The 19,428-nt window shown below is 63.2% G+C and carries 12 protein-coding genes, 1 rRNA gene and 1 pseudogene; 9 read left to right on the top strand and 5 right to left on the bottom strand.

Translation table 11 applies throughout. The features are described from left to right. The first annotated feature begins 1 nt into the window (after position 1). From ACVOL0_RS14175 to ACVOL0_RS14165, 3 genes are all read left to right on the top strand, one after another. Positions 2-3,121 carry an efflux RND transporter permease subunit gene (locus tag ACVOL0_RS14175; RefSeq protein WP_481549652.1) on the top strand — a complete coding sequence of 1,040 codons (3,120 nt, stop codon included), beginning with the start codon at positions 2-4 and terminating at the stop codon, positions 3,119-3,121. A gap of 366 nt (positions 3,122-3,487) precedes the next feature. Then, positions 3,488-4,597, top strand: a complete 1,110-nt coding sequence (locus ACVOL0_RS14170; protein ID WP_481549651.1) for a catalase family peroxidase — start codon at positions 3,488-3,490, stop codon at positions 4,595-4,597. Next, positions 4,594-5,127, top strand: a complete 534-nt coding sequence (locus ACVOL0_RS14165; RefSeq protein ID WP_481549650.1) for a cytochrome b — start codon at positions 4,594-4,596, stop codon at positions 5,125-5,127. The genes ACVOL0_RS14170 and ACVOL0_RS14165 overlap by 4 nt, the downstream gene beginning before the upstream one ends. A 163-nt stretch (positions 5,128-5,290) precedes the next feature. Here ACVOL0_RS14165 and ACVOL0_RS14160 read toward each other — a convergent pair whose 3' ends face one another. From ACVOL0_RS14160 to ACVOL0_RS14145, 4 genes are read right to left on the bottom strand one after another with little or no spacing between them, the layout of a single operon-like run. Beyond that, the gene (locus tag ACVOL0_RS14160; protein WP_481549649.1) at positions 5,291-5,893 is read right to left on the bottom strand and encodes a response regulator transcription factor; all 603 of its coding nucleotides are present in this window, start codon (positions 5,891-5,893) and stop codon (positions 5,291-5,293) included. Then, a complete protein-coding gene (locus tag ACVOL0_RS14155) occupies positions 5,890-7,095 on the bottom strand; it encodes a sensor histidine kinase (RefSeq protein ID WP_481549648.1) in 1,206 nt (401 codons plus the stop codon). The genes ACVOL0_RS14160 and ACVOL0_RS14155 overlap by 4 nt, the downstream gene beginning before the upstream one ends. 35 nt (positions 7,096-7,130) lie before the next feature. Continuing rightward, positions 7,131-7,910 (bottom strand): ABC transporter permease, encoded by a 780-nt coding sequence (locus ACVOL0_RS14150; protein WP_481549647.1) that lies wholly within the window; start codon positions 7,908-7,910, stop codon positions 7,131-7,133. After that, on the bottom strand, positions 7,910-8,830 hold the full coding sequence (locus ACVOL0_RS14145; protein ID WP_481549646.1) for an ABC transporter ATP-binding protein: 921 nt from the start codon (positions 8,828-8,830) through the stop codon (positions 7,910-7,912). The genes ACVOL0_RS14150 and ACVOL0_RS14145 overlap by 1 nt, the downstream gene beginning before the upstream one ends. A 211-nt stretch (positions 8,831-9,041) precedes the next feature. Between ACVOL0_RS14145 and ACVOL0_RS14140 the strand changes: the two genes are divergently transcribed. The 6 genes and pseudogenes from ACVOL0_RS14140 (at position 9,042) to ACVOL0_RS14115 (ending at position 18,891) form a co-directional block, all read left to right on the top strand. Beyond that, the gene (locus ACVOL0_RS14140) at positions 9,042-10,292 is read left to right on the top strand and encodes an efflux RND transporter periplasmic adaptor subunit (RefSeq protein ID WP_481549645.1); all 1,251 of its coding nucleotides are present in this window, start codon (positions 9,042-9,044) and stop codon (positions 10,290-10,292) included. Between the two features lie 778 nt (positions 10,293-11,070). Then, on the top strand, positions 11,071-11,757 hold the full coding sequence (locus ACVOL0_RS14135; RefSeq protein ID WP_481508318.1) for an ABC transporter ATP-binding protein: 687 nt from the start codon (positions 11,071-11,073) through the stop codon (positions 11,755-11,757). 11 nt (positions 11,758-11,768) lie between these two features. Beyond that, positions 11,769-12,929, top strand: coding sequence for an ABC transporter permease (locus ACVOL0_RS14130; protein WP_481549644.1), 1,161 nt, complete (start codon positions 11,769-11,771; stop codon positions 12,927-12,929). 10 nt (positions 12,930-12,939) lie between these two features. Then, positions 12,940-14,247 carry an ABC transporter permease gene (locus tag ACVOL0_RS14125; RefSeq protein WP_481549643.1) on the top strand — a complete coding sequence of 436 codons (1,308 nt, stop codon included), beginning with the start codon at positions 12,940-12,942 and terminating at the stop codon, positions 14,245-14,247. Positions 14,248-14,486: 239 nt separating this feature from the next. Then, positions 14,487-17,338, top strand: a pseudogene (locus ACVOL0_RS14120) (TonB-dependent receptor plug domain-containing protein). Positions 17,339-17,814: 476 nt separating this feature from the next. Next, a complete protein-coding gene (locus ACVOL0_RS14115) occupies positions 17,815-18,891 on the top strand; it encodes an alpha/beta fold hydrolase (protein ID WP_481549642.1) in 1,077 nt (358 codons plus the stop codon). A gap of 425 nt (positions 18,892-19,316) precedes the next feature. Here the strand turns inward: ACVOL0_RS14115 and rrf are convergent. Next, positions 19,317-19,428: ribosomal RNA gene (gene rrf / locus ACVOL0_RS14110) — 5S ribosomal RNA — on the bottom strand; the annotation flags it as partial.

Below are 19,428 nucleotides of genomic sequence, written 5' to 3'. Positions count from 1 at the left end.
GATGAACATCTCCGCGCCTTTCATTTCGCGCCCGATCGGCATCACCCTGCTGGCGATCGGCCTGTTCTTCGCCGGACTGGTCTGCTATCTGCGGCTCGGCGTTGCCGCCCTGCCCAATCTGGCCATACCGGTGATCTTCGTGCAGGCGTCCAATACCGGTGCCGACGCCAACACCATGGCGGCCACGGTCACCGCGCCATTGGAGCGGCACCTGGGCCAGGTGCCGGGCATCGACACCATGCGTTCGAGCAGCAGCGACGGCCGCAGCATGGTCTTCCTGATGTTCAACACCAGCCGCAACATCGATTCGGCTGCACAGGACGTGCAGGCCGCGATCAATGCGGCCATGGCTGACCTGCCAGCCGGCATCAATACGCCGACTTATCAGAAGGCCAACCCCAACGACGATCCAGTAATCGCGCTGGCGCTGACCTCGGAGACACAGTCGGTAGCCGAGTTGTACAACACCGCCGACTCGCTGCTGGCGCAGCGCCTGCGCCAGCTGCCCGGCGTCTCGCAGGTAGACATCGCCGGCGCCTCCACTCCCGCGGTGCGGGTGGACCTCAACCTGCGCGCGATGACCGCACTGGGCTTGAGCCCGGATGACCTGCGCAATGCGATGCGCGCGGCCAACGTGGCCTCGCCGCTGGGCTTCCTCAGCGATGGCACCAGCCAGACCGCGATCATCCTCAACGACCAGATCCGCAAGGCCTCGGATTTCGCCAACGTCGCCATCTCCACCCATGACGGCGCGGTGGTGCGACTGAAGGACGTGGCCACGGTGTACGACGGCCAGCAGGATGCGTATCAAGCGGCCTGGTTCAATGGCAAGCGCGGCGTGCTGATGTATGTCTATCTGCGCAGCGGCGACAACCTGGTCGCCACCGTTGACCGGGTGAAAGCGGCAATTCCCTCACTTACCGCTTACCTGGATGCAGGCACCACGCTGACGCCGTACTTCGACCGCACGCCGACCATCCGCGCCTCGCTGGCCGAAGTGCAGATCACCTTGATGATCAGCCTGCTGATGGTGATCCTGACCATGGCGCTGTTCCTGCGTCGGCTGGCGCCAACACTGATTGCCGCAGTGACGGTCCCGCTGTCGCTGGCCGGTGCCGCGCTGGTGATGTATACGCTGGGCTTCACCCTCAACAACCTCACCTTGCTGGCGCTGGTGATCGCCATTGGTTTCGTCGTCGACGATGCCATCGTGGTGATCGAAAACGTCATGCGCCACCTCGATGAGGGCATGCCACGCCGTGAAGCGGCAATGGCCGGTGCACGCGAAATCGGCTTCACCATCATCTCGATCACTGCCTCGCTGATCGCGGTATTCCTGCCGATCATTTTCGCCCAGGGCATGATCGGTGCATTCTTCCGCGAGTTCACCCTCACCCTGGTTGCAGCGATCCTTGTATCGGCGGTTGTTTCGTTGACCCTGACCCCGGCACTGTGCGCACGCTTCCTGCACCCGCACGCCGAAGGCGCACGCGATACCCGCACCAATCGCATGCTGGACCGCGTACATGAGGGCATGATCAAGGTCTATACCGTCGCGCTGGATTTCTCGCTGCGCCATGCCTTGCTGCTGTCGCTGACACCGTTGCTGCTGATCGCGGCGACGTTCTATCTGGCCGGCGCAGTCAGCAAGGGCCAGTTTCCCGAGCAGGACACCGGCCTGATCTGGGGCCGCGCCAGTTCCAGCGCCACGGTGTCGTTCCAGGAAATGAGCGAACGGCAACGGCGGCTGAGCGATACCTTCCTGGCCGACCCGGCGGTGAAGATGGTTGGCTCACGGCTGGGCTCCAGCCGCCAGGGCAGCAGCGCGCAGTTCAATATCGAACTACGCACGGTGAAAGAGGGCCGCAAGGAACCCACCAATGTGGTGGTCAGCCGGCTCAGCGCCAAAGCCGCGCAGTTCCCGGATCTGGACGTGCGCCTGCGCGCGATCCAGGACCTGCCCTCCGATGGCGGTGGCGGCGGCTCACAGGGCGCACAGAACCGCGTGACGCTGCAGGGCAACGACGCCGAGCAGTTGGCCGAATGGCTGCCAAAACTGGTAACCGCATTGAAGCAACACCCGCAGCTGCGCGATGTCGGCTCGGACGTGGACAAGGGCGGGCTGATGCAGAAGATCGTCATTGACCGTGAGAAGGCCTCGCGGCTTGGCGTGACCATTGGCGCCATCGACGGCGCGCTGTATGGCGCCTTCGGCCAACGGCAGATCTCCACCATCTATGCCGACCTCAACCAGTACGGCGTGGTGGTCAACGCACTGCCCAGCCAGACCGGCAGCCCGGCCGCGATCGAAGACCTGTACGTGCCGTCCAAGAGCGGACAGATGATTCCGCTGACCGCCCTGGCCCATCAGGAACCCGGGCTGGCACCGTCGCAGGTAACCCACCAGAACCAGTACACGGTGATGGACCTGAGCTACAACCTTGCACCGGGCGTAAGCAGCGGTGAAGGTGATGCCATCGTCAAATCGGTGATTGATGGCCTGCGCATGCCCGGCGATATCCGCCAGGCCGCCCCTGGCGGCTTCCGCCAGGCCATGGACCCGGTAGCAATGCTGATGCTGATCATCGCCGCCATCGCCACGGTCTACATCGTGCTCGGCATGCTGTATGAAAACCTGGTGCATCCGGTAACCATCCTGTCCACGCTTCCGGCAGCGGGCATGGGTGCCTTGCTGGCTTTGTGGATCACCAATACCGACTTGTCGATCATCTCGATGATTGCCCTGGTGCTGTTGATCGGCATCGTCAAGAAGAACGCGATCATGATGATCGACTTCGCACTGGTCGCGCAGCGCGTGCACGGGAAATCACCGGCCGAAGCCGTGCGTGAAGCCAGCATCGTGCGTTTCCGTCCAATCATGATGACCACGATGGTCGCCATCCTCGCTGCGTTGCCCTTGGCCATTGGTCTGGGCGAAGGTTCGGAACTGCGCCGCCCCTTGGGCATCGCGATGATCGGTGGTCTGTTGATCTCGCAGAGCCTGACCCTGCTCAGCACACCGGCGCTGTATGTGATTTTCTCGTGTTTGCAGCAGCACTGGCGCAATTGGCGTGCACGCAGCAAGGAGCGCAAGCGGCTACGCAAACCGGCCCGCGCGTGATCCTGCCCCTCCCTTGCGCGCAGCGCAGGGGAGGGCCGTTGATTTGGCTCTGGCCGTTGCTTTGGCTTTGGCTATTGCCTTAGCCCTTCTCCCGCCTGCGGGAGAAGGGTTGGGATGAGGGGAGCTTTGGCTTCAGATTTTGATTTACGTGCATGCCGCGATCCGTGCGAGAAGCGGGAGCAGCCAAAGCAATAGCAATAACGCAAAAGCTCCCCCCTCCCCAACCCTCCCCTGCGCTAAGCGCAAGGGAGGGAGCTGAAAGCCCCTGCACATACGCGCAAGAGAGGGAGTAACGCTGGCCCTCCGCAGCCACTTCTGCCACCGTATAGCCGCACCACGCTCCCGTCGGTCAAGACTGGTACCGCAATGCCCCTATTCAAATTCACCCGTCACGGCGGGCAAGCACGCGGCAGCCAGCCGCACTCTCCCCTGCCCTGGATTGCATTGATCGCGCTGATACTGGGCGCAGTCGCACTCGGCTTTGCCTGGCTCGCCGGCTGGATTGGCCGTGATCGGCTCACCGCCCAGAATTTCACCGATGCCATCGAAGCCACCGGCGCCAAATACCCCGGCTTCCGCCGTGCCCATAGCAAAGGCGTCTGCGTAAGCGGTTGGTTCCAACCAAGCGCACAGGCACCGCAGCTATCGCATGCCCGTGTGTTCAAACAGGAACGCGTACCGGTACTCGGCCGCCTGTCGATAGGCGGCGGCAACCCGCATGGCGCCGACAACAGCGCGCGGGTGCGCAGCATCGCCGTGCAGCTGAGTAGCGATGACGGCCAGCAATGGCGCATGGCAATGAACAGCTTCCCGTTCCTCGCCGTGGCCACACCGGAAGCCTTCTACGAGCAGACCCGCGCGCAGATCCCGGACCCGGCCACCGGCAAGCCGGATCCGGCAAAATTGGCGGCGATCCAGGAAAAGTACCCCAGCGCACGTGCCTTCACCCAATGGGCCAAGACCGCACCATGGACCGACAGCTGGGCCAGCACCGAGTTCAACAGCGTCAACAGCTTCTGGTTCACCAATGCACAGGGGCAACGTCGTGCGGTGCGTTGGCGCTGGCAAGCACAGGCCACGCCGCGTGAACTGGATGCGGCAAGCCGCGAACAGGCCGGCGTGGATTTCCTCAGTCAGGATCTGCAGCAGCGGCTCGCACAGGGCCCGGTTCGCTGGAACCTGGTGGTGACCCTGGCAAGCTCAAAGGACGCGATCAATGACCCGTCCGTGCCATGGCCGGCCGAGCGCGAACAAGTGCTCGCAGGCGTGCTCAACATCGAGCAGATGCAGCCGCAGGAACAAGGCAGCTGCAATGACCTCAACTTTGATCCACTGATCCTGCCCGAGGGCATCGAAGGCAGCGACGATCCCATCCTTGCTGCCCGCTCGGCGGTGTACTCGCAGTCCTTCAATCGCCGCGAGCGCGAGCGCGCCACCGGCGAAGCCGCACGTGACAACGCACAGGTGCAGCCATGAGCAGCAACGGACACTTCAACCTGCTGGCACGCGTACTGCACTGGAGCATGGCAGTGCTGATCCTGGCGATGCTGTTCATCGGCGTGACCATGGTTGCCTCGGTGCATCTGCGTCCCGGCCTGATCGACCTGCACCGTCCACTCGGCCTCCTGATTCTCGTGCTGGCCCTGCTGCGCCTGTACAACCGGCTGCGCCACAAGCCTCCAATGTTGCCCGCTGATCTGCCGGCATGGCAGGCAGCGGCTGCCACCGCCTCGCATTGGCTGTTGTATGCGTTGATGCTGGCGATGCCGTTGATCGGCTGGGCGATGTTGTCGGCAGGCGGTTATCCCATCGTGCTGTGGGGTGGCGTCCAGCTACCGGCCATCGTGCCGCACACGCCATCGCTGTATGCACTGCTGCGCAATGCCCACAGCCTGCTGGCCTACCTGCTGTTCGCAACGGTGCTGATGCATGTTGGCGCAGCCTTGTTCCACGCCTGGGTGCGCCGTGATGGCGTGTTCCAGGCAATGGCGCGGGGAAAGCGGTAACACAGGAGCGGTGTAGTGCCGAGCCATGCTCGGCAGAAGCTTCACCAGCGATGCAAGCTTGTCTTGTAGGAGCGGCGTGAGCCGCGAAGCTGGCAACCTGCCAAGAGCTGAAAAGCTCTACCCCTCCCCAACCCTCCCTCCGTCTTCGGCGCAAGGGAGGAAGCTACAACCAGCCTTTCTGCCGCGCCACACGATACGCCTCGATTCGATTGGCCACGCCCAGCTTGCCGATGCACTCGGACAGGTAGTTGCGCACGGTGCCATGCGACAGACCCAACAGCTCGGCAATCTCATTGGCCGAGCGACCATCACCAGCCAAACGCAGCACCTGGCGCTCGCGATCATTGAGTGGATCTGCCTCGGACCACGCTTCCACAGCCAGCTGCGGGTCAATCGCGCGGCCACCGCGATGCACCTGGCGCAGCGCATCGGCCAGCTTTTCAGCTGGCGCATCTTTCAATAGATACCCTTGCACGCCCGCGTCCAATGCGCGCCGCAGGAAACCGCTGCGAGCGAAGGTGGTAACAATCACGACTTTGATGGGTAGTTGCTGACGTTGCACGCGCTGCGCCAACTCCAGCCCTGTCAACAATGGCATTTCGATATCGGTGACCAATACATCAGGCTTGAGTCGCTGCAGCTCACGCCATGCCACCTCGCCGTCGGCGGCGGTGCCAATGACCTCGATGTCCGATTCGAGACTGAGCAGCGCAGACAGTGCGCCGCGTACCATGGCCTGGTCTTCAGCCAACAGGATGCGGATCATGCGCGTGCCTCCTGTGCCGGCGAGCCTGGTGTATCGGTCCACGCGGAGATCATCGTCGGCTGCGACTGCATGCCTTGTGCTTGTACCGGGATGCGAATCTTCAAGCGCGTGCCCTGCCCTTTCGGCGACTCGATCTGCAGTTCACCGCCCAGGGCCAACACCCGTTCGCGCATGCCAGCCAATCCATTGCCATTGGCCGACACACCGCCGCGACCATCGTCGACCACCTCCATCAACACCGCCTCCGGCGATGCGTTGATGGTGATCAAGGCTTCATTGGCTTGTGCATGGCGGGCGATATTGGTGGCCGCCTCGCGCAGCACCATCGACAAGCCAGCCTCGATCCACGCCGGCATTGCCGGTGGTGGCGAATAGCGCAGGTGCACGCGGGAGGATTCCAGCAGCAGATGCGCCGACGCCAACTCAGCGGCGAGGTCGGCGGCACGAAAGCCGGTGACCGCACTGCGCACCTGCGCCAAAGCATCGCGCGCGATCTGCTCGGCCTCGACCAGCTCACGCTGTGATCGCTGCGGATCGCGCTCGAACAGTTTGCGCGACAGTTCCATTTTCAAGGTGATCAACGACAGCGTATGCCCGAGCAGGTCATGCAGATCGCGACCGATCCGCTCACGCTCGGCGGTTGCCGCCAGACGCCGGACCTCGTCATGGGAAAGCCGCAACGCTGCGTCCTTCTCGCTGCTGGTGCGCTCGACATTGACGATCAGGCCGATGATGACGGTAAGTGCGGGTATCCAGGCCACCACCTGCCACGGATAGCCTATCCACCATGCCAACGCGACGAAGCCGACGTTCAACAAGGCCAGCTCCAGCAGGTATTGACGCACGCTGATGCACCGGTTTGTCCGCAGCATCACGCAGCCGAACACGAAGTAGCTCATGCCGGAGGGATAGATCGGCAGCAGCGCCATCGCCAGCACGATCATCGCCAGGGCAAAGATCGGTGCATGCCGTCGGGCACTGACCAATGTCAGCACATAGAACAGAACGAACAGCGGGAACGACCACAACGTGATCAACACCCAGCTGAGGCTGTAGCCGCCACCAAACATCGGCGTGATGAATATCCACACCGTCCACAGCAGATGTATCGCATCCACCCACGGCCGTTTACCGAGCTTGATGTTGTCGGCCACGGCCGAGTCCGGCGCCGGCTTCAACCATTCAGGGCACTGCAATGCCATCGGCGTTCATCCTGTGCAATGTGGCAATGATGCCATCAGCCATGGCGACGCAGACGCCGGCCAGCCACAGCGGTGACGACCACCGTGAATGCGAGCAGCCACAGCACATGCGGCCAGGCACTGCCCACCTCGAAGTCCAGCGCCCCCTGCGCCAGCATATTCAGGTGGTGGCTGGGCCAGATCACGGCCATGTCGCGCAACAGCGGTGGCAGCACCCTCAACGGGAACCAGAGCCCGGATAGCACCGCCATCGGCAGGTAGACCAGGTTGATCACCGCAGCCGCGCCATTGCCTTTGGCCAGCGTGCCCAGCAACAAGCCCAGCGCGCAGAACGGCAAGGTGCCGAAGCTTGCCACCGCAGTCAGCCGCAGCATCTGCGAGGCAGTGAGCTGCACACCAGCCACGGTGGTAGCCAGCAGTTGCAGGATCACCACGATGGCCAGCGCCGTCAGCATCGCCATCACCATCTTGCCGAGCAGATAGGCCAGCGGCGGCATCGGCATCGCGCGTTTGAGGGTGAGCAGGCCGTTGTCGCGCTCTAGTGCCAGCGCGATGCCAAAGCCGAACAACCCCGGCGCCATGACCCCGAAGGTGACATAACTGCCCAGCAGGTAGCGTGCAGCATCGGCGGGCTGGGCGTGACCAAGCAGCACCGCAAACAACAGGTAGAAGACCGCCGGGAACAACAAGGTAGGCAACACGAAACCGGGGGAGCGCAGGTAGCGCAGACATTCGGCACGGGTCTCCTGCAGGTAGGCGCCCAGCACGCGGCGGGACGACATCACAGGCAGCATGGGTTCGTAGTGGGTATTCATCAGGCAGCCTCGCGTTGTATCTGTGCAGCATCGGCAGCGGTCAGATCGGTGAAGGCTTCACCCAGGCCCGCCGCCTGCACTTCCAGTCCGGAAACTGCGGGGTCTGCCTGCAGCAGCTGCCGTACCACGCTTTCGACACGGTCGCTGCGCAGCTGCAGGTGATCGCCGTCGCGGCTGATCTGCAACACCCCCGGCCAAGCTGCCACCATTTCCACCGCCAGCGCGCTGATGCAACGGATGCTGCGATGGGTGACCCGCGCACGCAGTGCATCGACGCTGCCGTCGCTGACGATGCGGCCACGCAACAAAACGCAGACACGATCGGCTAGGCGCTCGGCCTCCTCCAGGTAGTGGGTGGTGAGTACCACCGCAGTCCCCTCAGCGACCAATGCCCGCACCGTCGTCCACAACTGCTGCCGCGCCGGCAGGTCCAGGCCAACCGTGGGTTCGTCCAGGAACAGCAGCCGTGGTCGCCCGCACACCGCCAAGGCGAACTGTACTCGCCGCTGCTGGCCACCGGACAACCTGCCGTAGCGATGCTTCAGAAGATCCTCTATGCCGGCCAAAGCGGCGGTTTCGGCAAGGCGTCGAGGGAGCGGGTAGTAACTGGCCGACAGCTGGACAAGCTCGGCCACATTCAAGGTTTCCGGCAGCGCGGCGCTCTGCAGCATCACCCCTATGCCCCGCCGTGCCGCCAACTGCTGCGGGTCCTGTCCGAACAACTGGACCCGGCCGGCATCGGCGCGCAGCAGGCCCAGCAGCAGGCTGATGGCGGTGGTCTTGCCGGCACCATTGGGCCCGAGCAACGCCAGCACCTGGCCGGCCTGCAGTTCCAGGTCAACGCCATCCAGGGCCGTTACTGCGCCATAGTGTTTGTGCACGCCTCGAAGGCTTGCCAGTACTTCACTGTGTGCTGCCATTGCCGCGGCCTTCTCCAGGGAATGGCAGTACCTTAGGTCGCAGCTGCCGCGCCCCCCAGTGAAAGCGATCAGGCAAAGCACATGACAGCCGTCACCTGCGCAGCGGGCACAGCGGCACCTATGATTCGCCCAGTCCGTTGCTTCGCTGCCTGATGCCGCGAATTGCGCTAAGTTGCGGTCACATTTCCCATCCCACGCCGTCCTGCTACCCATGAATTCATCCGCTGAACTGCTGAAGGAACTCCGCATCGACCGCTCCGCCCCGTCACCGCGTGGCCCTGCACCGGCGCGGCGCTGGTTGTGGGTCGTGATCGGGCTGGTGCTGGCCTTGCTGCTGGTACTGGGCATTGGCGCCCTGCTCGGCGGCAAGAAGCCAGTGACCGTGCAGACCGCACCGGTGGTGGCAATGAACCAGGCCGGTGCCGGAACCAGCTCGGTGCTGGACGCCAGCGGCTATGTGGTGGCCCGGCGCATGGCGACGGTATCGGCCAAGATCACCGGCAAGGTCCGCGAGGTGATGATCGAGGAAGGCATGCGGGTTGAAGAAGGCCAGGTAATGGCCACGTTGGACCCGATCGACGCCAACGCCCAGCGCAGCCTCAACGCCGCCCAGCTCGATGCCGCCCGCAGCCAGAGCGAGGGCCTGCAGGCACAGCTGCGCCAGGCCGAAGCTGAAGCGGGCCGCCTGCAATCACTGGTAGGCCAGCAGCTGGTCTCGCGCTCGCAGTACGACCAAGCCGTGGCCGCGCGCGACAGCCTGCGCGCGCAGCTCACCACTTCACGCCACAACGCCAAGGTCGCGCAGGACGCGCTGGCCATCGCCGACCTGGGCGTGGACAACAACGTGGTGCGCGCACCGTTCTCAGGCGTGGTCACCGCCAAGGCTGCGCAGCCGGGCGAGATCGTCTCGCCGCTGTCGGCCGGTGGTGGTTTCACCCGTACCGGTATCGGCACCATCGTCGACATGGAATCGCTGGAAGTGGAAGTGGAAGTAGGCGAAGCCTTCATTGGCCGCGTTCAGCCAAAGATGCCGGTCGAAATCGTGCTCAATGCCTATCCGGACTGGAAGATCCCGGGCCATGTGATCGCCATCATTCCCACTGCTGATCGCGGCAAGGCCACGGTGAAGGTCAGGGTAGCCCTGGAGGCCAAGGACCCGCGCATCGTGCCGGAGATGGGCGTACGGGTGAGCTTCCTTGAAAAGGCCGCTGCTGCCGGCACTGAAGCACCGAAGGGTGTGCGCGTACCGGCTGCCGCGATTGTCGAGCGTGATGGCAAGCCAGTCGCCTTCGTAGTGCAGGCCGACGACAAGGTGAAACAGCAGACGCTGGAACTGGGCCAGGTCCTGGCCAAGGACAAGCAGGTGCTGTCGGGATTGAGTGCCGGACAGACGGTGGTGCTCAGCCCTGCAGCGGAATTGAAGGATGGCGACAAGGTGATGTTGGAAGACGCGAAGAAGTAAGCGCGGGCTTGTGATCTTTGCCGCGCTGGCGCGAATCACCTGATGCGCTGAAGTAGCGCTGTTGCTGTTGCTGTTGCTGTTGCTGTTGCTGTTGCTTTGGCTTTGGCTGTTGCTTTGGCTGTTGCTTTAGCCCTTCTCCCGCCTGCGGGAGAAGGGTTGGGATGAGGGCAGCTTTAGCTTTAGCTCTTGCCTTATCGGGCCCCTTCCGCAGCGACGGAGCTGACGGACAGGACCCCGACGGGGCGACGTGCATGGATGCACGTCGTTTTTCGACGAGACAGGGATGTCTCGTCGAAAAATCCCGGCAGCGGAGTGGACCCGCGATGCGGAGCATCGTGGGCGCGGAGGCAGGGTGTGCTTGACCAGCCATTCGGCTGTTGAAAAGGCGCCTCTTTGGGCCACCTTTCTTTGCACAAGCAAAGAAAGGTGTGCTCGCTCCCCATAGGGGAGCGAAAGCTGTTGCTGTTGCTGTCGTTGCAGCAGTCAACCACCTGAAGCACAGGCACTGCAGAAGCCAACGGCAGGAGCAAAAGCTGCCCTCATCCCTTCCCCTCTCCCGCTGGCGGGAGAGGGGAAAGCAACGGCAACGGCGGAAGCAACAGCTAGAGCCACAGCCACGGCTAGAGCTAGAGCTGAAACCAGAGCCAGAGCCCCCCTCCCTAGCCCTCCCCTTGCCTTCGGCAAAGGGAGGGAACCAGAAGCAAAGCATTCAAACGTCCGGCATCGAACTTCCGATATCCCATCTCAAACACCACCGCGTCACTGCTGAGGATCATCCATGAGCACCCTCGTCTCCCTGCGCAACATCACCAAGACCTACCAGCGTGGCCCGGAAAAAGTGCAGGTCCTGCACGGCATCAACCTGGATATCGACCGCGGCGACTTCGTCGCGTTGATGGGTCCGTCCGGTTCCGGCAAGACTACCCTGCTCAACCTGATCGGCGGCCTGGACACCCCCAGCGGTGGCGAGATCAACATCGAAGACCAGCGCATCGACCAGCTCAGCGCCGGCCAGCTTTCCACCTGGCGCAGCCACCACGTTGGCTTCGTATTCCAGTTCTACAACCTGATGCCCATGCTCAGCGCGCAGAAGAACGTCGAGCTGCCGCTGCTGCTGACCAACCTCAACGCCGCCGACCGCAAGCGCCGCGCGCAGATCGCGCTGACCCTGGTCGGCCTGGCCGATCGCCGCGACCATCGCCCCAACGAGCTCTCCGGCGGCCAGCAGCAGCGCGTGGCCATTGCCCGTGCCATCGTTTCCGATCCCACCTTCCTGATCTGCGACGAACCCACCGGCGACCTCGACCGCCAGAGCGCGGAGGAAGTACTGGGCCTGCTGCAGCTGCTCAATCGCGAACACGGCAAGACCATCATCATGGTCACCCATGATCCCAAGGCCGCCGAGTACGCCACCCACACCGTGCATCTGGACAAGGGCGAGCTGGTCGACGCCCCGGTGCACTGAGGAGCACGGCCATGAAGTACTTCTCATTGATCTGGGCGCAGCTGTTCCGCAGCCGCACACGTACGTTGTTCACCCTGCTGTCCATCGTCACCGCTTTCCTTCTGTTCGGCATGCTCGATTCGGTGCGGGTGGCCTTTGCCAATGGCGGCAACAGCGTGGCCGGTGCCAACCGGCTGGTGGTGGCTTCACGGCTGTCCATCACCCAGTCGCTGCCGATCCGCCTGGAGTCACAGATCCGCCAGGTCGAAGGTGTCCAGGATGTCACCTATGCCATGTGGTTCGGCGGCATCTACCAGGACCAGAAGAATTTCTTCCCCAACTTCTCGGTCGCACCCAACTACTTTGATCTGATGACCGAGTTCGAGATCCCGAAAGAACAGGTCGATGCATTCCGCAACACGCGCACTGGCGCCGTCGTCGGTGAGTCGCTGGCCAAGCAGTTCGGCTGGAAGATCGGTGACACCATTCCATTGCAGGCCACCATCTTCCCGCGCGGTGGCAGCAACGATTGGCCGCTGCAGCTGGTCGGCATCTTCAAGTCGAAGAACACCGCAACCGCCGCCAACGAAGAACGTCAGTTGATGATGAACTGGAAGTACTTCGACGAATCCAACGACTACATCAAGAACCAGGTCAGCTGGTACACCGTGCGCCTGGACAACCCTGATCACGCCTCGCGCGTTGCCCAGGCCATCGACGCAATTTCGGCCAACTCCGATCACGAAACCAAGAGCCAGACCGAGTCTGCCTTCCAGCAGGCCTTCATCAAGCAGTTCGCCGATATCGGCATGATCGTCACCTCGATCATGGGTGCGGTGTTCTTCACCCTGCTGCTGCTCACCGGCAACACCATGGCCCAGGCCGTGCGCGAGCGCGTACCTGAGCTGGCCACGCTGAAGACGCTGGGCTTCAAGGACGGCACCATGCTGATGCTGGTGATGGTGGAGTCGATCGTGTTGGTCGGCCTGGGTGGTGCCATCGGGCTGGGGCTGGCTGCAGTGGTACTGCCGGTACTGGCACCGCAGACCATGGGCATGCTGCCTCCGCATGTACCGGCACAGACCTGGATCGTGGGAACTGTCCTGATCGTGGTGATCGGGCTGGTTGTGGGCGTGCTGCCGGCGCTACGGGCCAAGCGCCTGAAGATCGTCGACGCATTGGCCGGGCGCTGAGGACAACAACATGAAGAATTTTCTTTCGAATGCGCTGGTTATCCTGCTGCTGGTAGTCGGCCTTGGTGTGTGGATCGCACTGCCGTGGATAGGTGTGGCGGTGCTCGCGGTGGTGATCGCGTTGTGGCTGATGCTCACGCGCACCGGACGCTTGGCGTTGGCTGCAACCCGGATTGGTCTTGCCAGCCTGCCGCAGCGCTGGGGCGCTTCGTCAGTGATCGTGATTGGTATTGCCGGTGTGGTCGGCGTACTGGTGGCGATGCTGGCGATGGGCCACGGCTTCCAGGCCACGCTGGAAAGCACCGGTGACGACAGCACCGCAATCGTCCTGCGCGGTGGCTCGCAGGCCGAGACCAACTCGGTGATCACCCGCGATCAGGTCCCCCTGCTGGAAACCCTGCCGGGTGTGAAACGCGGCGAGGATGGTCGGCCATTGGTGTCGGCTGAAGTCTCGCAGGTGGTGAACCTCACCTCGCGCGGCGACGGCACCGATGTGAACGCGCAGTTCCGTGGCGTCGGTGAGAAGGCCTGGGCAGTGCATGACAAAGTGCGCCTGGTCGAAGGCCGCAAGTTCGGTGCCGGCCTGCGCGAGATCGTCGCCGGCCGTGGTGCGCAGAAACAGTTCCAGGGGCTGGAAGTAGGCAAGCAACTGATGCTGGGCAATCAGGCATGGACCGTGGTCGGCATCTTCGAATCCGGCGATGCGCATGATTCGGAGCTGTGGACCGATGCGCAGACCCTCGCAACCACCTACAACCGCAGCGCCTGGCAATCGATCAACGTACGCACCGATGGCAAACAAGGCTTTGAGGCATTCAAGGCTGCAGTGGCCAACGATCCGCGCCTGAAACTGGATGTGGAGACCACTGCCGAGTACTACAGCAAGCAGGGCGGCGGTTTGAACAAACTGCTCAAGATACTGGGCACGGTGATCGGTGCGATCATGGCGGTCGGTGCGGTGTTCGGCGCGCTCAACACCATGTATGCCGCCGTCGCCACACGTGCGCGGGAGATCGCCACGCTGCGTGCAATCGGCTTCCGCGGCGTGCCGGTGGTCACTGCGGTAATGCTGGAAACCATGTTGCTCGCACTGCTGGGCGGCCTGCTCGGTGGTGTAGTTGCATGGTTGGCGTTCAACAACTTCACCGTATCAACCTTGGGCAACAACTTCAGCCAGGTGGTGTTCCAGTTCAAGGTCTCGCCACCATTGTTGTGGAGCGGCCTGAAGTGGGCACTGGGGATTGGCTTGATTGGCGGCCTGTTCCCGGCATTGCGCGCGGCGCGCTTGCCGATCACCACCGCGTTGCGCGAGACCTGATTCAACGCGGCGCAGCTCGCCAGGCCAGCAACCCACCTGCCTGCGTGCAGGTGGGTTGGCGGAAAGTCTACCTTCACGCATCCATCTGTTTCGGTCATCATGCGCCCCCGCCCAAGTCCCGGCGGCCAGCGGAGCTGTGATGGCAGATGCTGCGTCCCTCCCCCAAGCGGTGATGCATCTGTGACGGCGCCCCACAAGGGCGCCTTTTTTGTAGTTGGTATAAAGGAAAACCGAAAGCGATGTATTTGAAGTCGACCCCGCTGTGCTCCGCGATCACCCTCGCGTTGCTCGGCAGCTGCAGCCTCACCGCGTTCGCACAGGACGCAAACGAAACCACCACCACGCTGGACCGTGTCGAGATCACCGGTTCGCGCATCCGCCAAGCCAGCGTTGAGACCGCACAGCCGGTCATCGCCTTGAGCCGTGCGGAAATCGAGAAGAAGGGCTACGTCAACGTCGCCGACATTCTGCAGGACGTCACCGCTGCCGGCGCGCCGTCGCTGAGCCGCGCCTCGGCGCTGTCCTCCGGCCGCGACTACGGCGGCATGTATGTCAGCCTGCGCAACCTTGGCCCGGAACGCACCCTGGTGCTGATCGATGGCCGCCGCATGGGCGTCAGCGCCGGCGGCTTCTCCGATGTCGGTTCGATTCCATCGGCCATCGTCGAGCGCGTTGAAGTGCTGACCGACGGTGCCTCGGCACTGTACGGCTCGGACGCCATCGCCGGTGTGGTCAACGTCATCACCCGCAAGAACTTCGACGGCAGCAACGCCAGCGCCTATGTCGGCCAGTACGGCGAAGGCGACGGCCAGAAGCGCTCCTACAGCGCCAACTTCGGCAAGACCTTCGACCGCGGCTGGTTCAGCATCGGCGCAGAGAAGTCCGAGGAAGACCCGGTACTGGGTGGCGCGCGTGAATTCACCGCCTATCCCAATGGCCCCTATCACCCCGCCGACGGGCTCAATGGCACCACCGAGTGGGGCTCGGTCACCGTCGACGGCAAGACGCTGAGCGTCGGCCCGGGTGGTGATCCGAGCAACGTGGCCAACTTCAAGCCGCGCGATCCGGCCACCTATGCCAACACCAAGACCAACATGACCCTGCTCTCCTCGCTGGAGCGCAAGTCGGCGTTTGCCAATGCTGGTTTCCAGATCACAGATGATCTGCGCGTTGTCGCCGACGTTCTGTACAGCGAGCGCGAGTCGGTCAAGCAACTTGCCGGTTACCCGTACTCGGTGTCGGCTGCGCAGGCTGCCAGCGGTGCGCGCGCCGCACTCTCGGCCGATAGCGCGTTCAACCACTGGGGCAAGGACGTGCTGTTCTCGCGCCGCACCGAGGAATACCCGCGTGCGACCAACAACTCCCTGACCACCAAGCGTGCCAGCGTCGGCCTGGAAGGCAGCTTCGAGACCGGCTCGCGGTTCTGGGACTGGAACGTGAGCTACATGTTCAACCGCAATGAAGGCGAGCGTCGCACCCTTCAGAGCATGTACCAGCCCAACGTCAACCTGGCCGTCGGCCCGTCCTTCATCGATGCCGCCGGCGTGGCCCGTTGCGGCAGCGTCGGCAACGTGATCGAAGGCTGCGTGCCGTGGAATCCGCTGGCACCAGCGGGTAGCAACACCCCCGGCTCACTCAGCGACAAGGCGGTGCGCGACTTCATCTTCACCCGCTTCAACGATGAAATCCGCAGCACCACCAAGTGGTCAGCGCCAACATCTCCGGTTCGCTGGCGAGCCTGCCGGCCGGTGACATCATGGCGGCGATGGGTGTTGAGCATCGCAGCGAAGAAGCCAGCTACACCCCGGACCTGATGGTGCAGAACGGCCAGATCGCCGGCACCAGCGGTGCGCCGACGCGTGGCGACTACAAGTTGGACGAGGTCTACCTGGAAGTACAGGTTCCGCTGCTGGCTGATCTGCCGTTTGTGCACGAGCTGTCGCTGGACCTGGCCGGCCGCTACTCGGACTACAACAACTTCGGTGGCACCACCAACGGCAAGTTCGGCCTGAAGTGGAAGCCGATCGACACCTTGCTGGTACGTGCCACCTACGGCACCGGCTTCCGTGCGCCTACCGTTGACGATCTGTACGGCGGCACCGTCACCACCCGCGACCGCGTCACCGACCCCTGCGATCGTTCGTTCGGTGCGGCCGCACGCAATGCCGAAGTGGCAGCACGCTGCACCGCTGCCGGCATGGGCGCAGGCTTCCGCCAGAAGACCGGCGACGGCGAACTGGCCACCACCTCCGGCGTACAGGCCGTCACCGACTTCACCTCGGGCTCCAACGCCGCGCTGAACCCGGAAACCGCCAAGACCTGGACCGTCGGCCTGGTCTACAGCCCGGACTTCGTCAGCGGCCTGGACCTGAGCCTGGACTGGTGGAAGATCCGCATCGACAACGTCATCGTTGGTGAGTCGGCCACCGACATCCTCAACCAGTGCTATGTGCAGGGCATTGCCTCGGCCTGCGACCGCTTCACCCGCTACAGCTCCGGAACCAACAAGGGCCAGGTCAGCGGCATGAACCGCTCGTTGAACAACGCCGGCTACCAGGAAACCGCAGGCTACGACCTCGGCGTCCGTTATCGCCTGCCGGAAATGGCCCACGGCCAGCTGTCGCTGCGCTGGAACACCACGTATGTGGATTACCTCTCGCGCAAGAGCGACAACGTCGCCACCACCCCGGTCGAAGAGTTCACCGGCTGGGAAGGCAACTTCCGCGTGCGCTCCAACCTCACGCTGGATTGGCAGAACGGCAACTTCGGCGCGAGCTGGGCTACCCGTTACTACTCCAGCATGAAGGAGAAGTGCTCCTACGATCTGGACGGCGGCCCGGAGTGCAACATCCCGGACTTCCAGTCGCCGTACACGGACATGCAGCCGAGCCGCAAGCTGGGCTCCAACACCTTCCACGACCTGCAGGTGCGCTATGCCATGCCGTGGAACGGCACCGTGTCGCTGGGCCTCAACAACGTGTTCAAGCATGAAGGCCCGATCATGTACAGCCAGCCGAACAGCAGCTTCACCTATTACGGTGGCTTCGACATCGGTCGTTTCATGTACATGAAGTACCAGCAGCGTTTCTGATCGAGGTAACAACGGCGCTGGATGGCGACCGCACAGTCGACCATCCAACGCGCTTTGCTTGAAGCCCCTCTCCCGCCTGCGGGGGGAGAGGGGCCGCTTGCGAACCACCGGTTCGCGGCCACTTGAGCGCCCTTGCGCTGGCGCGAGGGCCGGAGTGCGTAGCGGGGGTTGGGGTGAGGGCCGCTCTACCCGCCTCACCAGATAACCCAACATCGCTGTTCGGTAGACAGAACAAGCTGCAATTGCACGCTCATTGATCACGGGTACACGGTCTGCTTCGCGGCTCACGCCGCTCCTACAAACTGCCGCAGCCTCCCACGCCCACCAGTTTCGATCAGGGCAAGGTCCCCAGCCCAGCCGATACCGGCCGCCGCAACCCAAACACCACACAACGGTCATCTGCCTGTCATCGCCACGCGGTAGATGCGGCGCTGCATTGTCACTACCGTGGCAGGCTCACCAAACCGGTTCCCGCCATGCTTCGTTCGCTGGCGCTGGCTGGCGTCTGCGTGATGCTGGCTGGCTTTGCCCTCTCATCTCCCGTTCCCCCGCTTTCACTCAGTGAGCGCTTGGCCGCGCCTGGTGGCACATCGCCGCTGGTCCCCACCGAACGCATCGACGCACTGCTCGCCAACCTGCCACATCAGCAGGGCAACGTTACTGGCAGTGATGGCGTTGCCCTGCATTGGGTGTCATTCGAGCCAGGCGACTACCGGTTGGACTACCGCTATCTCGGCAAGGGCCAACGCTTCCCGGAGTTCTCGCTGGAAGCATCGGCACCAAGCATCGAGAACCACATCCAGCCACGCGGCACGGTGATCCTGTTGCACGGCTGGATGATGGACGGCGGTTCATTGCTGCCCTGGTCACTGGAATTGGCACAACAGGGTTACCGCACAATCGCGCTGGACCTGCGTAATCACGGTCGTTCGGGTCATGCACTTTCCGGCTACGGCACCCGCGAAGGCGAGGATGTAGTCGCGGCACTGAAAGCTCTGAAGCGCGAAGGCAAGATCAGCGGCCCGGTGCACCTGCTCGGCGTTTCCTACGGTGCCGCAACCGCGATCTTCGCCGCACGTGAGCTGGGCCCGCAGCTACGCAGCGTCGTGGCCATGGAATCCTTCGACAACGCCGGCGAAGCAATCCGCACGATGGTGCCGCACATGCTGGCCAAGCCTCCGGAACGCTGGAGCGACTATGTCGCCCTGCCGCTGGCGCGCTGGCAGTACGGTGGTCGCGGCTTGGATGAAGCCATCGCCACCACTGATCGCAAACTGGGCATCAATCTGGACAAGGTCGACGTCGGCCAGGCCTTGGCACAGGTTCCAGCCTGCGTGCTGTTGATACATGGCCGCGATGACGAACACATTCCGGTAGCACAGGGCCGTGCGTTGGCGGCGGCCGCACCGCACGCGCGCTATCTTGAAGTCGCAGCCGAAGACCACCTGACATTGCCGATGCGTCTGGATCGTCTATCGGGCGCGGTGAACACATGGTTCGAACAAGCTGACGACAATGGCCGCTGTGCGCCTGCGGTGACAGCGAGCCTCTAAGCTTCCAACGGTTTTGGTGACGGTTCACCAACAGGACCGGCGAAACCGTAGTGCCGGACCATGTTCGGCAGGGGCGTTACGCGCGGAGCATGCAGAGCCCCATGCTTTGGCTTTGGCTTTGGCTTTGGCTTTGGCTTTGGCTTTGGCTTTGGCTTTGGCTTCTGCTCTTTCTTTCCCTTCTCCCGCCTGCGGGGGAAGGTGCCCGAAGGGCGGATGGGGGTGCTTCTAGCTTCTAGCTTCTAGCTTCTAGCTTCTAGCTCCTAGCTCCTAGCTCCTAGCTCCTAGCTTCCAGCTTCGCTCAAGCCCTTCCGCGTCGTTGTTGCTACGAGCTTCGCGGCTTACGCCGCTCCTACAGGTACGCGTGCGCCTTTGTTTCGCACAAAGAAAAACCCCGCTGCTTCTGGCAGCGGGGTTTTTGGTTTGAATCCTGACGATGACCTACTCTCGCACAGCTTAGGCTGCACTACCATCGGCGCGGCTACGTTTCACTTCCGAGTTCGGGATGGGATCGGGTGGTTCCATAGCGCTAATTTCATC

The sequence above is a fragment of the Stenotrophomonas sp. STEN021 genome (assembly GCF_056760175.1).
Note: the sequence above shows the minus strand (reverse complement) of the source record. Positions and strands in the feature narration are given on the sequence as shown.

Bases quoted from the DNA above. Each gene is read 5' to 3' on its own strand.
- ACVOL0_RS14160 (WP_481549649.1), bottom strand. From the start codon at position 5,893: ATGATCCGCATCCTGTTGGCTGAAGACCAGGCCATGGTACGCGGCGCA.
- ACVOL0_RS14140 (WP_481549645.1), top strand. From the start codon at position 9,042: ATGAATTCATCCGCTGAACTGCTGAAGGAACTCCGCATCGACCGCTCC.
- ACVOL0_RS14175 (WP_481549652.1), top strand. From the start codon at position 2: ATGAACATCTCCGCGCCTTTCATTTCGCGCCCGATCGGCATCACCCTG.
- ACVOL0_RS14170 (WP_481549651.1), top strand. From the start codon at position 3,488: ATGCCCCTATTCAAATTCACCCGTCACGGCGGGCAAGCACGCGGCAGC.
- ACVOL0_RS14125 (WP_481549643.1), top strand. From the start codon at position 12,940: ATGAAGAATTTTCTTTCGAATGCGCTGGTTATCCTGCTGCTGGTAGTC.
- ACVOL0_RS14130 (WP_481549644.1), top strand. From the start codon at position 11,769: ATGAAGTACTTCTCATTGATCTGGGCGCAGCTGTTCCGCAGCCGCACA.
- ACVOL0_RS14145 (WP_481549646.1), bottom strand. From the start codon at position 8,830: ATGGCAGCACACAGTGAAGTACTGGCAAGCCTTCGAGGCGTGCACAAA.
- ACVOL0_RS14165 (WP_481549650.1), top strand. From the start codon at position 4,594: ATGAGCAGCAACGGACACTTCAACCTGCTGGCACGCGTACTGCACTGG.
- ACVOL0_RS14135 (WP_481508318.1), top strand. From the start codon at position 11,071: ATGAGCACCCTCGTCTCCCTGCGCAACATCACCAAGACCTACCAGCGT.
- ACVOL0_RS14150 (WP_481549647.1), bottom strand. From the start codon at position 7,910: ATGAATACCCACTACGAACCCATGCTGCCTGTGATGTCGTCCCGCCGC.
- ACVOL0_RS14115 (WP_481549642.1), top strand. From the start codon at position 17,815: ATGCTTCGTTCGCTGGCGCTGGCTGGCGTCTGCGTGATGCTGGCTGGC.
- ACVOL0_RS14155 (WP_481549648.1), bottom strand. From the start codon at position 7,095: ATGGCATTGCAGTGCCCTGAATGGTTGAAGCCGGCGCCGGACTCGGCC.